This is a genomic window from Hyphomicrobium album (assembly GCF_009708035.1).
Lineage (GTDB): Bacteria > Pseudomonadota > Alphaproteobacteria > Rhizobiales > Hyphomicrobiaceae > Hyphomicrobium_A > Hyphomicrobium_A album.
The window spans coordinates 1,357,041-1,369,492 of the sequence record NZ_WMBQ01000001.1 but is presented as its reverse complement, the minus strand read 5'-3'; the positions used below and the strand labels follow the sequence as shown (position 1 = coordinate 1,369,492).

General features: G+C 66.0%; 15 protein-coding genes. 8 read left to right on the top strand and 7 right to left on the bottom strand.

Features of this window, described 5'->3' with window-relative positions; all coding sequences use genetic code 11:
* The first annotated feature begins 48 nt into the window (after positions 1-48).
* Together GIW81_RS06700 and GIW81_RS06695 are read left to right on the top strand one after the other, a co-directional pair.
* Positions 49-249 (top strand): hypothetical protein, encoded by a 201-nt coding sequence (locus GIW81_RS06700; protein WP_154738507.1) that lies wholly within the window; start codon positions 49-51, stop codon positions 247-249.
* A gap of 164 nt (positions 250-413) precedes the next feature.
* Positions 414-623: a hypothetical protein gene (locus tag GIW81_RS06695; protein ID WP_154738506.1), complete on the top strand. Its 210-nt coding sequence runs from the start codon at positions 414-416 to the stop codon at positions 621-623.
* On the opposite strand, the gene GIW81_RS06690 is transcribed toward GIW81_RS06695, so the two are convergent.
* Positions 620-859: a hypothetical protein gene (locus GIW81_RS06690; RefSeq protein WP_154738505.1), complete on the bottom strand. Its 240-nt coding sequence runs from the start codon at positions 857-859 to the stop codon at positions 620-622. The genes GIW81_RS06695 and GIW81_RS06690 overlap by 4 nt on opposite strands.
* A gap of 265 nt (positions 860-1,124) precedes the next feature.
* Here GIW81_RS06690 and guaB point away from each other — a divergent pair, with 265 nt between their 5' ends.
* The 6 genes from guaB to GIW81_RS06660 all read left to right on the top strand — a co-directional run bounded on the left by guaB (position 1,125) and on the right by GIW81_RS06660 (position 7,823).
* Entirely contained in the window at positions 1,125-2,630 is a 1,506-nt protein-coding gene (gene guaB / locus GIW81_RS06685; RefSeq protein ID WP_154738504.1) for an IMP dehydrogenase, read from the top strand.
* An 18-nt stretch (positions 2,631-2,648) separates the two neighbouring features.
* Complete coding sequence (locus GIW81_RS06680; protein WP_154738503.1) at positions 2,649-3,074, top strand: MAPEG family protein; 426 nt, start codon at positions 2,649-2,651, stop codon at positions 3,072-3,074.
* Positions 3,075-3,078: 4 nt separating this feature from the next.
* Positions 3,079-4,377: an RsmB/NOP family class I SAM-dependent RNA methyltransferase gene (locus tag GIW81_RS06675; RefSeq protein WP_154738502.1), complete on the top strand. Its 1,299-nt coding sequence runs from the start codon at positions 3,079-3,081 to the stop codon at positions 4,375-4,377.
* 185 nt (positions 4,378-4,562) lie between these two features.
* Complete coding sequence (locus GIW81_RS06670; protein ID WP_154738501.1) at positions 4,563-6,500, top strand: methyltransferase domain-containing protein; 1,938 nt, start codon at positions 4,563-4,565, stop codon at positions 6,498-6,500.
* Entirely contained in the window at positions 6,497-6,949 is a 453-nt protein-coding gene (locus tag GIW81_RS06665) for a TspO/MBR family protein (protein ID WP_324614916.1), read from the top strand. Before GIW81_RS06670 ends, GIW81_RS06665 begins: the two co-directional genes overlap by 4 nt.
* A gap of 64 nt (positions 6,950-7,013) precedes the next feature.
* Entirely contained in the window at positions 7,014-7,823 is an 810-nt protein-coding gene (locus tag GIW81_RS06660; RefSeq protein ID WP_154738500.1) for a hypothetical protein, read from the top strand.
* On the opposite strand, the gene GIW81_RS06655 is transcribed toward GIW81_RS06660, so the two are convergent.
* From GIW81_RS06655 to GIW81_RS06630, 6 genes are all read right to left on the bottom strand, one after another.
* Positions 7,813-8,736, bottom strand: a complete 924-nt coding sequence (locus GIW81_RS06655; RefSeq protein WP_229309095.1) for a leucyl/phenylalanyl-tRNA--protein transferase — start codon at positions 8,734-8,736, stop codon at positions 7,813-7,815. The genes GIW81_RS06660 and GIW81_RS06655 overlap by 11 nt on opposite strands.
* A gap of 141 nt (positions 8,737-8,877) precedes the next feature.
* On the bottom strand, positions 8,878-10,140 hold the full coding sequence (locus GIW81_RS06650; RefSeq protein WP_324614915.1) for an RNA polymerase sigma factor: 1,263 nt from the start codon (positions 10,138-10,140) through the stop codon (positions 8,878-8,880).
* A gap of 77 nt (positions 10,141-10,217) precedes the next feature.
* Entirely contained in the window at positions 10,218-10,721 is a 504-nt protein-coding gene (locus GIW81_RS06645; protein WP_154738499.1) for a VOC family protein, read from the bottom strand.
* Positions 10,722-10,819: 98 nt separating this feature from the next.
* Positions 10,820-11,254 carry a YciI family protein gene (locus tag GIW81_RS06640; RefSeq protein ID WP_195930421.1) on the bottom strand — a complete coding sequence of 145 codons (435 nt, stop codon included), beginning with the start codon at positions 11,252-11,254 and terminating at the stop codon, positions 10,820-10,822.
* Between the two features lie 178 nt (positions 11,255-11,432).
* The gene (locus GIW81_RS06635) at positions 11,433-11,822 is read right to left on the bottom strand and encodes a YciI family protein (protein WP_154738497.1); all 390 of its coding nucleotides are present in this window, start codon (positions 11,820-11,822) and stop codon (positions 11,433-11,435) included.
* Between the two features lie 97 nt (positions 11,823-11,919).
* Positions 11,920-12,330 carry a YciI family protein gene (locus tag GIW81_RS06630; RefSeq protein ID WP_154738496.1) on the bottom strand — a complete coding sequence of 137 codons (411 nt, stop codon included), beginning with the start codon at positions 12,328-12,330 and terminating at the stop codon, positions 11,920-11,922.
* Between the last annotated feature and the right edge of the window lie 122 nt (positions 12,331-12,452).

The following is a 12,452-nucleotide window of genomic DNA, read 5'->3' as shown; positions in this document are numbered from 1 at the left end:
CGGCGCCTCGTTGCGCTCTTTCCTTCTTCCACCGCATTGGAGAGGACCATGAAGGAGTATGTGAGGGCCGTGCGTCACGACACGCTGCGCGCCATCGACAACGCCGATCGCCTGGTGCAGTCGCTGGGGGACAAGGAAGCGCCGGGAACGAACAAGCTACGCAAGGCGACCGAGCGCTTCGCCCGGCATCTCAAGGAAGAGCTGGCCACGTGGGACGCGAAGTATAAGAAGGCTCGCGCAAAGGCTTGAGACGCGGCTGGGTTGATAGCGCGAGCGATTCGCTTGCCGTCGGTTTCCGGCGGGTGCGGCCCCGAGTTCACAGGCTACGTTAACGTTTGACGGAACCCGGCGCCTCGGCCCCGAGTTTGTTCGGCAGAGATAAGTTCGTCCGTGTCCGTTCTACGGGTTTAGCCATGCGCCGCCTGATGATGATCTGCCTGTCCGCCCTTTCCGCCTCGACGGCCTGTTTGGGCATCCTATTCCTCTACGCGCTGGTGGCTCCCACCAACCCGCTGCCGACGGCCGCCGTGACTTCCGGTCATGCCTATGCCTGGACCGGCCCTGGGGAGCCGCGTGTCATAAATCTCGCGGGCGATGTCGCTCATCGGGCGCCGGGGCTCTAGACGCCGGAACCGTCGTGCACGCACTTGGCGGTGAAGCTCGTTTCGGCCGCGCCGTGCAGCTTCTTCGCTTTGGCATCCGCCCCGCACTTCGCCGTTACGTCGGCCGTGCACTTCTTTATAAAACTGATCTGAGCTGCCCCGTTGAGGCTTTTTGCCGTGGCCTGCGCCGAGCAGGTGTCGGCAAGTGCCGGGCCGGCCAGGCAAACGAGGGCAGCCAGAATAATCAATGCTCGCATGGCGTCCTCCTGGGGGTTCGGTGGTGGCCAGCATCATCCCCGCGACCGCCGAAAACAATCGTTGGAATACATACAAATACGTAAGCTCGCCGGTGCGCGAGGCGATGCCGGGGTGCACCCTTCGTAAAGCGTGTCCACCGCCGCCCAACCCGTCGCAGGCCGGCTCGCTTCCCTCGCCACGACTCCGGTGGTATAGGGCTGCCGACATCGTTCCCGCGCTGGGCCCGGAACCTTGTCGCCCCAGCCCTCAGGAGACAGCCGCAAGATGGCCGCACGGAATGGCCCGCTCACCATCGATTCCGCCGTCGCGCTGACGTTCGACGATGTCCTGCTGGTGCCCGCCGCTTCCGAAATACTGCCCAGCCAAGCCGACGTCTCAACACAGATCACCCGCTCCATCCGCCTGAGTATCCCCGTCGTATCTTCCGCGATGGACACGGTCACCGAGGCGCGCCTCGCCATTGCCATGGCGCAGGAGGGCGGCATCGGAGTCATTCATCGCAACCTGACGCCCGAAGAGCAGGCGCGGCAGGTGGCGCTGGTGAAGAAGTACGAATCCGGGATCGTCCTGAACCCGGTGACAATCCCTCCGGCCGCATCTCTGCGCGAAGCGCTAGCCATCATGGCCGAGCATGGCATCTCCGGCGTTCCTGTCGTCGAGACGCCGAAGAGCGGCTCCGACAAGGGCCGCTTGGTCGGCATCCTGACCAACCGCGACACCCGCTTTGCCACCAATCTCGATCAGCCGGTCTCCGAGCTGATGACCAAGGAAAAGCTGATCACGGTCGATCGGTCTGTCTCTCAAGAAGAGGCGAAGCGGCTGCTGCACTCGAACCGCATCGAGAAACTGATCGTCGTTGACGACAGCTACCGGTGCATCGGCCTCATCACCGTCAAGGACATCGAGAAGGCGCAGAAGCACCCGCACGCTTCCAAGGATGCCGAGGGGCGCCTGCGCGTCGCCGCCGCCACGACCGTGGGCGAGGACGGCTTCCACCGCACCGAGCTGTTGATGGCCGCGGGCTGCGATCTGATCGTCGTCGACACCGCGCACGGCCACTCGAGCCGCGTGCTCGAGGCGGTGAACCGCATCAAGAAGCTGTCGAACCGCGTCCAGGTCGTCGCCGGCAATGTCGCCACCGCCGAGGCCACGAAGGCGCTGATCGACAACGGCGCCGATGCGATCAAGGTCGGCATCGGCCCCGGCTCGATCTGCACCACGCGCGTCGTTGCCGGTGTCGGTGTCCCGCAGCTGACTGCGGTGATCGATTGCGCCTACGAAGCCTCCAAGCAGGGCGTGCCCGTCATCGCCGACGGCGGCATCAAGTATTCCGGCGACGCCGTGAAGGCGCTGGCCGCCGGCGCCTCATGCGTGATGATCGGCTCGCTGCTGGCCGGCACCGACGAAGCGCCGGGCGAGACCTATTTCTATCAGGGCCGCACCTACAAGGCTTACCGCGGCATGGGCTCCATCGGCGCCATGGCGCGCGGTTCGGCCGACCGCTACTTCCAGCAGGAGGTGAAGGACTCGCTGAAGCTCGTGCCCGAAGGCATCGAGGGTCAGGTGGCCTACAAGGGGCCGGCAGAGAACGTGCTGCATCAGCTGGTCGGCGGCCTGCGCGCCGGCATGGGCTACCTCGGCGCCAAGACGCTCGCCGACCTGCGCGCCACCGCCAAGTTCATCCGCGTGTCGCCGGCGGCGATCCACGAGAGCCACCCGCACGGCGTCCTCATCACCCGCGAAAGCCCGAACTATCCCGGCAACGTCTAACATCCAGGAGCACCGGCAATGACGGTTTCCGACCTCTTGTTGCCGGTATTCGTCGAGGTCGGCCTGACCTTCTTCCTCATGTTCTGGATGGGCATTCTCCGCCGCCGGGCGCTGAGCTCGGGCGCCGTGAAGCCATCCGACATCGCGCTGCGCCAGCCCGCCTGGCCGCCGCGCACGCTGCAGGTCGCCAACTGCTTCCACAACCAGCTCGAGCTGCCGATGCTCTTTTACGTGGTGGTAGCGTTCATCCTCATTACTTCCACCAACAGCTTAGTGTTCGTGCTCCTCGCCTGGATTTTCGTGCTGTCGCGACTGGTGCATGCCTACATCCACACCGGCGCGAACGACGTCCTGTCGCGCTCGATGGCGATCGGCGTGAGCGCCCTTGCGCTGGTGGCCATGTGGGTGATCTTCGCCATCCGCATCCTCGTCACCGGAGCTTAGAGCCATGCGCGCAGGCGCGCGGATCGCGGCGGCGGCGGAAGTCCTCGACGACATCCTCAACCGACACAGGCCAGCGCCAGCGGCGTTGGCCGATTGGGGCAAGGCGCACCGCTTCGCCGGCTCCGGCGACCGCGCCGCCATCGGCACGCTCGTGTTCGACGCCCTACGCCGCCGCGCCTCGCTCGCCGCCCGCATGGGTGCCGATACGCCGCGCGCGCTCGCGCTGGCGGCCGCACCTCGCGCGCTGGGGCTCACCGCCGAGCAGGTGACAGCGGCAGCCGACGGGTCGGAGCACGCGCTGGCGCCGCTGTCCGACGCCGAGCGGGCCGGGCTCTCCGCCGAGCTGCCGGCGGGCACGCCGGCTCACATTGCCGGCGACTTTCCCGAATGGCTGCTGCCGTCGTTCGAGCGCGCTTTCGGTCCTGCCGCGGCCGAGGAAGGTGCAGCGCTCGCTGCACGTGCGCCGGTCGACCTGCGCGTCAACGCTTTGAAGGCCACCCAGGAGAAGGTTCTGAAGGCGCTGGAGCGTTACGGGGCGACTCCGACGGCGCTGGCGCCGACCGGGGTGCGCGTGCCCGCCCCGGAAGGTGCCGGCAAGGCGCCCCACCTCGAGGCCGAGACGGCGCACGGCAAGGGCTGGTTCGAGGTGCAGGACGAGGGCTCCCAGCTCGCCGCGCTGCTCGCCGGTGCCGGGCCGCGCATGCAGGTCCTGGACCTGTGCGCCGGGGCCGGCGGCAAGACGCTGGCACTTGCCTCGGTGATGCAGAATACCGGCCAGATCTACGCCTATGACGCCGACAAGAAGCAGCTCCGCCCCATCTTCGAGCGGCTGAAGCGGGCCGGCGCGCGCAACGTGCAGGTGCTGGATGCCGGGAACTTGGCGGCGCTCCAGGCGTTGGGTCCGCGCTTCGACCTCGTGCTCGTCGATGCTCCCTGCACCGGCTCGGGCACCTGGCGGCGCAAGCCCGATGCCAAGTGGCGGGTGAAGGCTTCGAATATTCCCGAGCGCATCGCCGAACAGGTGAGCGTGCTCGACGTCGGCGCCGGCCTCACCAAGCCCGGCGGCACGCTCGCCTATGTGACATGCTCGGTACTGCCCGAGGAGAATCGCGACCAGGTAGCAGATTTTCTCAAGCGCCACGCCGACTTTTCAGTCGAGCCATTTACCACGGCCTGGGGCGCACGCGTCGGCGGTGAGCCGCCACGCTCGGCCGACGGCGCCGAGGACACTCTGCAGCTCACCCCGGCGCGACACGCTACTGACGGATTTTTCATCGCCCTCCTGCGTCGACACCAACAGTGATCGGCGCGGCGCGCGGTGTGGGGCGGAAAAATCAAAGTTGCCTCTTGCAAAGTCGCAATTGGCAAATAAGTTCGCGAAACATCGAGGCCAGAGGGGCCTAGTTTTTTTGTTCGGCCGATCGCCGGCTGACGGGGGCAGAAGAGGCCCTGAGCCAGAGCGCGGCCCTTTGAGGACAGACGTCCATCATGGCATCCCTTGCCAAGGCGAAGCGCCCCAAGCGCCCGACCCCGCGCTCATGTCTCGGTCCGGTTGCGGATCTTGAAGCGCATCTGCCCGCCGAGTGGTGGCGCAAGCTTTTCAACGCCCTCTATGTGAAAACCGACGGCGATGTCGTCGAGAACAACGAGAACACGCGCCGCGACGTCGACTTCATCCTCGCTGCCGCGCCGGTGCAGCCGCACAGCCAGATCCTCGACCTGTGCTGCGGCCAGGGGCGCCACTGCCTCGAGCTCGCTCGCCGCGGGTTCAAGAACGTCACCGGTGTCGACCGCTCGCGCTACCTCGTGCGGCTCGCCAAGAAACGGGCGCAGAACGAGCGCCTGCAAGTCGTGTTCAAGGAAGGCGACGCGCGCAACCCGCGCTTGCCGGAGACGAGCTTCGACTGCGTCGCCATCATGGGCAACTCGTTCGGCTACTTCTCCAACAAGCAGGACGACGAGAAGGTGCTCGCCGCCGTCGGCAAGATACTGCGTCCCTCCGGCCAGCTCGTGCTCGACATTACCGATGGCGCCTATATGGCCGATCACTTCGAGCGCCGCTCGTGGGAATGGATCGACGAACACCATTTCGTCTGCCGCGAACGCTCGCTGTCCAGCGACCGTGACCGGCTGATCTCGCGCGAGGTCATCGTGCACGACGAGCTGGGCGTCATCGCCGATCAGTTCTATGCCGAGCGCCTCTACACGCGCGAGACCATCGGCAAGCTGATGGAGAAGACCGGCTTCCGCAACGTCCGCCATCACGGCAATGCCGAGGCGCTGTCGGATCGCGATCAGGATCTCGGCATGATGGCGCGCCGTATCCTTCTGTCCGCCGACGCCCCGCAGCTTCCTGCTCGCAAGCGCGGCAAGGTGCAACTGATCGACGTGACGGTGGTCATGGGCGATCCGCGTCTGCCCGACGCCGTAAAGCGTGGCGGTGCCTTCAACGCCGAGGACCACGACACGATCCGCCGGTTGAAGGACGCGCTGTCGGAGCTGCCGGCCTACAAGTTCCGCTACCTCGATAACCACGCGACGCTCGACCGCGACCTGACGGAGTTGCGCACCGACCTCGTCTTCAACTTGTGCGACGAAGGCTTCAACAATGACCCGTTCAAGGAGCTGCACGTCCCGGCGATGCTCGAGGCGCTCGACCTGCCGTATACCGGTTCTGGCCCGCCCGCCCTCGCGGCCTGCTACGACAAAGGTCTCGTGCGCGCCGTCGCGATGACGCTCGATGTGCCGGTTCCGCTCGAGACGCACGTGCGTCCGGGCGACCAGGGCGCCACGCTGCCGTCCGTGTTCCCCGCGCTGCTGAAGCCCAACTACGGCGACAGCTCCCAGGGCATCACGGCAGACGCCGTCGTCCGCAACGAGAAAGGGCTGCTCGACTACCTGGAGCGCCTGCGCGTCGCGTTCCCGAAACGGCCGGTGCTGGTGCAGGAGTATCTGACCGGCGCCGAGTATTCGGTGACGCTCGTCGGCAATCCTGACCAGGGATTGCGCGCTTTGCCCATCCTCGAGGTCGACTTCACCAAGCTCGACCCGAAGCTGCCGAAGATCCTCGGCTATGAGTCGAAGTGGGAGCCCGAAAGCCCCTACTGGACGCAGGTGTCCTATCACGAGGCCGACTTGTCGGAGCTGCAGCAACAGCAGCTCGTCGAGCACTCGGCGCGCCTGTTCGAGCGGCTCGGTTGCCGCGACTACGCGCGCTTCGATTTTCGTGCCGACTCCAAGGGCGAGATCAAGCTGCTCGAGGTGAACCCCAACCCCGGCTGGTGCTGGGACGGCAAGGTTAACCTCATGGCGGGCTTCGCCGGCATGCGGTACTCGGAGCTGCTCGGGCAGATCCTCGGAGCGGCGGTCGAGCGCCTGTCGGTCGTCGGCAAGAGCACGGCTCCGCAGGTCGAGGCGGCACAGTGACGAGATACACAGGGCTGTTCGTATTCCTGGCGCTGGTCGCAACAGCCGCGTACTTCGGCATGACGTACGAGCCGGGGCCCTTCTACGCCGCCCTGCAGAAGCCTGCCTGGACGCCGCCTAACAACTGGTTCGCGCCGGTTTGGACGGTGCTCTACGTGATGATCGCGCTGGCCGGATGGATCGCCTGGCGAGCGCAAGGCTTCGGGCCGCTGCTGTGGCTGTGGCTCTTGCAGCTGTGTCTCAACGGCGCGTGGTCTTACCTGATGTTCGGCGAGAAGCAGATCACCTCGGCGCTGATCGACATCTCCGCGCTGTGGTTGGCGATCCTGACCTTCATCGTCGTCGCCTGGCCGGTCCGCCGTTCGGCCGCGCTGCTCTTCGTGCCGTATCTGCTGTGGGTATCTTTCGCGGCGGCCCTCAATTTCGAGATCTGGCGCCTCAACAGCTGAAGAGCGCCCGCTATCGGTCGTCGTGTTGCGTTGCTAGATTTGCGCGACAACTCGGGGGGCGCAGATGACCTTGCACGCGGGAACACCTTCGCCGGCCGCGGTCGCTTGCGGCGATTGCGGTGCACCGGCCTCCGGCAATTTCTGCTCGTCCTGCGGCGCGGATCTGCGCGCAAGCTCCCTGTCGTTCCTCGGCCGCACCGCTGCGCCCGTGCGGCGCAGCTTTCCCGCCGTCTACCTGAAGATCCTGCGCGCGCCGATCCGCCAGACCGTCGCCTTTGCTGAGGATCCGAGTTATCGCGGCTACGTCTCGTTCGCCCTAGCCGGCATCGCCCTCTACGTCCTGCTTATCGTCCCGATCGTCATCCAGCAGGTGGCGCCGCCCGGGACAAATGTCAGCGAGAGCCTGCTGACGCTGATGAAGATCCTGTCGCAGGTGGGCGTCTACGCCGGCATAGTCATAACGTTTCTGCTGGCCTTCCTCGTCTTTCGCCTGTTCTCGCGGGTGAAGCGGCCGCTCCACGCCTACTTCAAGCTGTACGCCATCGCGCTCGGCTTCGTGGCGCCGATTTACGGCGTCTACGAGTTCGTCGCGCGTTCCGTATTGGGCGGCGTAGGCACGTCGTCGATCAGCGCGCAGATAACGCTCGACGACTGGCTGAAGCCGACGGCATGGGCCTCGATAGCGCTGATGGTTGCCATGCTCGTCTACTTCATCGGTATCCACCGGCGCTTCTGGGACATGCCTGTCTGGAAGGCGGCGCTGCTCTATATGCCGGCATCGTACGTGGCGAACGTCATCAGCTACCAGATGATGTGGTACGTCGGCTGGTACTCGGCCTACGTCCTGTCGGCCGCGGGCATCGTCAAGATTTGACGCCCGGTGCGGGCGGCGCGTCGGCGATTGCCGCCAGATCGTCTTCGACCGCCCAACGGCCGGCGCGCGGCGTCTGCGTCCCGTGCTCGGCGAGGATCTGCTCGAATTCGGGGCGCGGGATGGTGCGGAAGCCCATGGCGCTGATGGTCGGCGTGAAGTCTTTGCCGTCGTTCAGCACGAAGCCCCACTTGGCGAGGTGGTGGTTGAGGCAGCCGAAGCCGATCTTCGAGGTGTTGCTCTCGCGGCTGAACTGCGATTCCGTATAGAACACGCGCCCGACGGCAATCCCGTAGCCGCCGCCGACCAGGCGATCGTCCGCGCTCCACACCTCGAACGAATGGGCGACACCCATGTCGTGCAGCGCCGAGTAAAGGCGCATGATCTTGGGCGTGATCCAGGTGAGGAGCGGGCGCCCTTTGCGGGGCTGCGCGCATGCCTTGACCACCTCCTCGAAGGCTTCATCGAACGTGACGCGATAGGTGCCGCGGCGCATCAGGCGCTTGGCATCCTTGGAGTGGCGGAAATCGGCGGGGGTGAGGACCATGCGCTCGCTGCGCGTCCACCACTTGAGCGGCCCTACGTGGGCCCAGGGGAAGAAGCCGCGGCGCGCCGCCGCGATGATGGTCTCCGGGCTGATGTCGCGGCAGACGCCGGCGAACGTGTCGGGCCGGGCGTGCGTCGTGGCCTCGCTCGGCACGCGCGTGCCGCCGCGAGCCATATCGGTCGCCATGTTCCAGAGCAGGTAGGGAACGTCGGGGAGGCGCTTGGGCTGGCAGGCGTAGGCGGTGCCCATCACCCAGCGGATGAGCTTCTCCTTCGGCGATTCGCGGAACAGGCGCCGGCGGAGCGCGGCCGTGCTCTCCTCGTCATCCTCGGCGATGATTTCCAGGAACGTTCCGGCGACGTTGGCCAAGGCTTTCCTCCCGATGCTGGTTGCCGTGGCGGTGGCAGCGGCAAGCTGCGCGCCTGGGGCTTACCAATCTCCAAACAAGTCGCGTGCCAGTCCGCCTGGGAGGTGCGGGACCGCAGGTAGGGTTAATAACGGCGCGATTTCTCAGCTTGCGCAGTCGGCGGCGCGTTGAAGCAGCAGCCGGCGCTCGCGCTCGTTTTGCGTCATTCCGGCGGCGCGTTCGAATTCGGCACGCGCCTCGGCCGCTCGCCCCAACTTGGCCAGGAGATCGCCGCGCACGCTCGGCAGCAGGTGATAGTCCCTGAGCAGCGGCTCGGTGGTGAGCGCATCGACGATCTTCAGCCCGGCTTCCGGTCCCATGAGCATAGACAACGCGACCGCGCGGTTGAGTTCGACGATGGGCGAGGGCATGACCTCGCCGAGCGCGCCGTAGATCCCGACGATGCGTGCCCAGTCGGTTTCCTCCGGCGTGCGGGCGCGGGCATGACAGGCGGCGATGGCGGCCTGCAGCACGTAAGGGCCCGGCTCGTCGTTCTGTGCCTCGGCACGCGTCAGGGCCGCCAGCCCGCGGCGAATGAGGAGCCTGTCCCAGCGAGCGCGATTCTGATCGAGCAGCAGCACCGGCTCGCCGTCGGGTCCGCGGCGGGCAGCGAGGCGCGAAGCCTGCAGCTCCATGAGCGCGACGAGGCCGTGCACCTCGGGGTCGGCCGGCGCCAGCTCCGCCACGATACGGCCGAGGCGCAGCGCTTCCTCGCACAGCTGCGGCCGTGTCCAGTCGCCTCCGGCGGTCGCCGCGTAGCCCTCGTTGAAAATGAGATAGACCACCGAAAGAACCGCCGCCAGCCGCTCGTCGCGTTCCTCCCCGCGGGGAACCTCGAAGGGGACCCGCTTCTCTGCCAGCGTCTTCTTGGCGCGCACGATGCGCTGCGCGATCGTCGCCTCCGGCACCAGGTAGGCGCGGGCGATCTCCTCCGTCGTCAGGCCGCCGATGAGGCGCAGCGTCAGCGCCACCTGCGCGTCGGGGCCGAGCACCGGATGGCAGGAGGTGAACACGAGGCGCAACAGGTCGTCGCCGATGTCGTCGTCGAGAGCCGCGTCGAGATCGGGCATCCGGCCCTCGCCGTTGACGGCCAGCTCGTGCTCGAGCTCGGTGTGTTTGCGGTCGATCAGCTTGGCGCGGCGGAAGCGGTCGATGGCGCGGCGCTTGGCGGCGGCCATCAGCCAGGCGCCCGGCTTGTCGGGAATGCCGGCCTCAGGCCACTGCTCCAGCGCCGACACCAGCGCGTCCTGCGCCAGCTCCTCCGCCAGGCCGACGTCGCGCACCATCCGCGCCAGGCCGGCGATGAGCTTTGCCTGCTCGATGCGGAACACCGCCTCGATGGCGCGATGTGGATCGGTAGCCGTCACGGCTACCGATCACAGCATCATCGCATCGCCGCTGCAAGCGCCGCTACTCGCGTCGGGCGTTAAGGCGGTCTTCGGCGCTATTGGCTCGCGCCCTCGAACGCGCGTTCGAGCTCCGCGATGTCGTACTTCCTCATCTGCAGGAACGCCTTGGTCACGCGCTCCGACGCCTTGGGGTCCGCATCCGCCAGCATCCTCGCGAGCGGGGCCGGAACGACCTGCCAAGAGACGCCGAACTTGTCCTTCAGCCAGCCGCAGTGGCCTTCCTTGCCGCCCGCGCTGAGCTTCTCCCAGAAATTGTCGATCTCCTGCTGCGTCTCGCAGTGAACCTGGAAGGAGACGGACTCGTTGAACTTGAAGTGCGGGCCGCCGTTGAGCCCAATGAATGATTGTCCGGCGATCTCGAACTCGACGGTCATGACCGACCCGGCAGCCTTGCCGTGGATCTCGTGGCCCTCCTTTCCGTAGCGAGTGATCTTTCCGACCTTCGCATCCTTGAAAATCGAGGCATAGAAGTTCGCTGCCTCTTCGGCTTCAGTGTCGAACCACAGGCAAGTCGTGAGCTTGCGCGCTGCCAGCTTCATGATTGGCTCCTCTTGGTTGGATGGAGACCTTGCTGCGCTACCGCTCGCGCGGACGATTGCGAGGCGCAGCAAAGCCGTCGTTAGTGCGCGGCCCGGCGCTACCTATGCCGGGCGTTCTTTTCCATCTGCGCGCGGGTCTTCGCTTCGCGCGCCTGCTCCTCGGCCGTGAACACGTCGGATGGGAAATCCGATGCCTCGATGATCGGGCGCAGCTCGCACTGACCCTGGCCGAACACCTCAAGGAAGCGGCGCGTCCACTTTTCCGCCTCTTCCATCGAATCCACCTGGAGCAGCGCGTACGACGCGACCAGCTCCTTCGATTCCGTGAACGGCCCATCGACGACGCTGAACTTGCCGTCCTTCAGGCTGACGCGCTTGCCGTACTTGGTCGGCCGCAGCCCGTCGCCCGACAGGATGACGCCGGCGTTGGTGACCTCTTCGAGGAAGGCGCCCATGCGCTCCATCTGGTCCTTCGTCGGCGGCTGGCCGGCTTCGCTCGATGGGTCGGCTCGCAGCATGCCCAAAACCTTCATGATCCTCTCTCCATCTGTTGGCGGTGGAGAGCCGGGTCGCTGCCCGGCTCTGCACTGTCGTCGAACGGCGCAGCGTGGAATCGACACGCCGCGCAGATTTTTTCCGTTACGACTTGAGCTGCTGATCGAGGCGGCTGACAATCCGGGACGACGCAGCATGGGGACGATGTTCCGGGCCCTAGGCAGCCTGGACGTCGGGACAGCCGGGCCCCTCGAACATCTGCCTGACCTCGGTCTCGCCTTCCCATTCGGGCCAGTGCTTCAGATGGAGTTCCATGAACCGCATGGTCAATTCCATGGCCTCCTCCTTGGACTGGACGTCGAAGACCGCGTAGCCGCCGATCACCTCCTTGGCTTCGCTGAACGGACCATCCGTGACGCTCAGCTTGCCGCGCGATTGCCGCACCCGGTAGGCGCCCATGGCGGTTGGCAGCAGCCCGCCCATATCGACCATGGTGCCGGCCTTGGTCATTTCCTGGCCGAGCTCGTTGATCGCGTCCATGAGTGCCTGAGGCGGCGGCCCGAGGCGGTAATTCTCGGACGACTTCACCATCGACATGAATCGCATTTGTCATCTCCCGTCAGTTTGAGGGGCGGGGGCTCACCCCGCTCTGCTATCCCGTCGAACGGCGCGCCGCCAATTCGACATCCGCGTGCGAATTTTCCTACGACTTCAGTTCCTGCTCGAGCCGGCGGTGGTGATCGATGGCCGGGCTCTCGCCGAAATCTTCGAGCTCGAACAGCTGGCGGATCTCGATCTCGCCGTCGTCCTCGTGCGGATTGGGGCAGCGCTTCATCCACTCCACCGCCTCGGCGAGGTTCTTCGCCTGGATGATCCAGTAGCCGGCAACCAGCTCCTTGGTCTCGGCGAACGGGCCGTCGACGACCGACCGCTTGTTGCCGGCGAAGCGCACACGAGCGCCCTTGGAGCTCGGCTGCAGCCCGTTGCCGTCGAGCATGACGCCCGCCTTGACCAGCTCCTCGTTGAACTTCGCCATGGCGCCGAGGAGCTCCTCGGACGGCATCTTTCCAGCTTCCGAGTCCTTCGACGCCTTGACCATCACGATGAATCGCATCGTTGTTCTCCTCCTGAGTGCGTTGACGAGCCGGGCTCACCCCTCGCTCTACAGACACGTCGAACGGCCCGCTGCGAAATCGACATGCCCGTGCGATTTTTTTTGGACCCTTGGAATTGCTG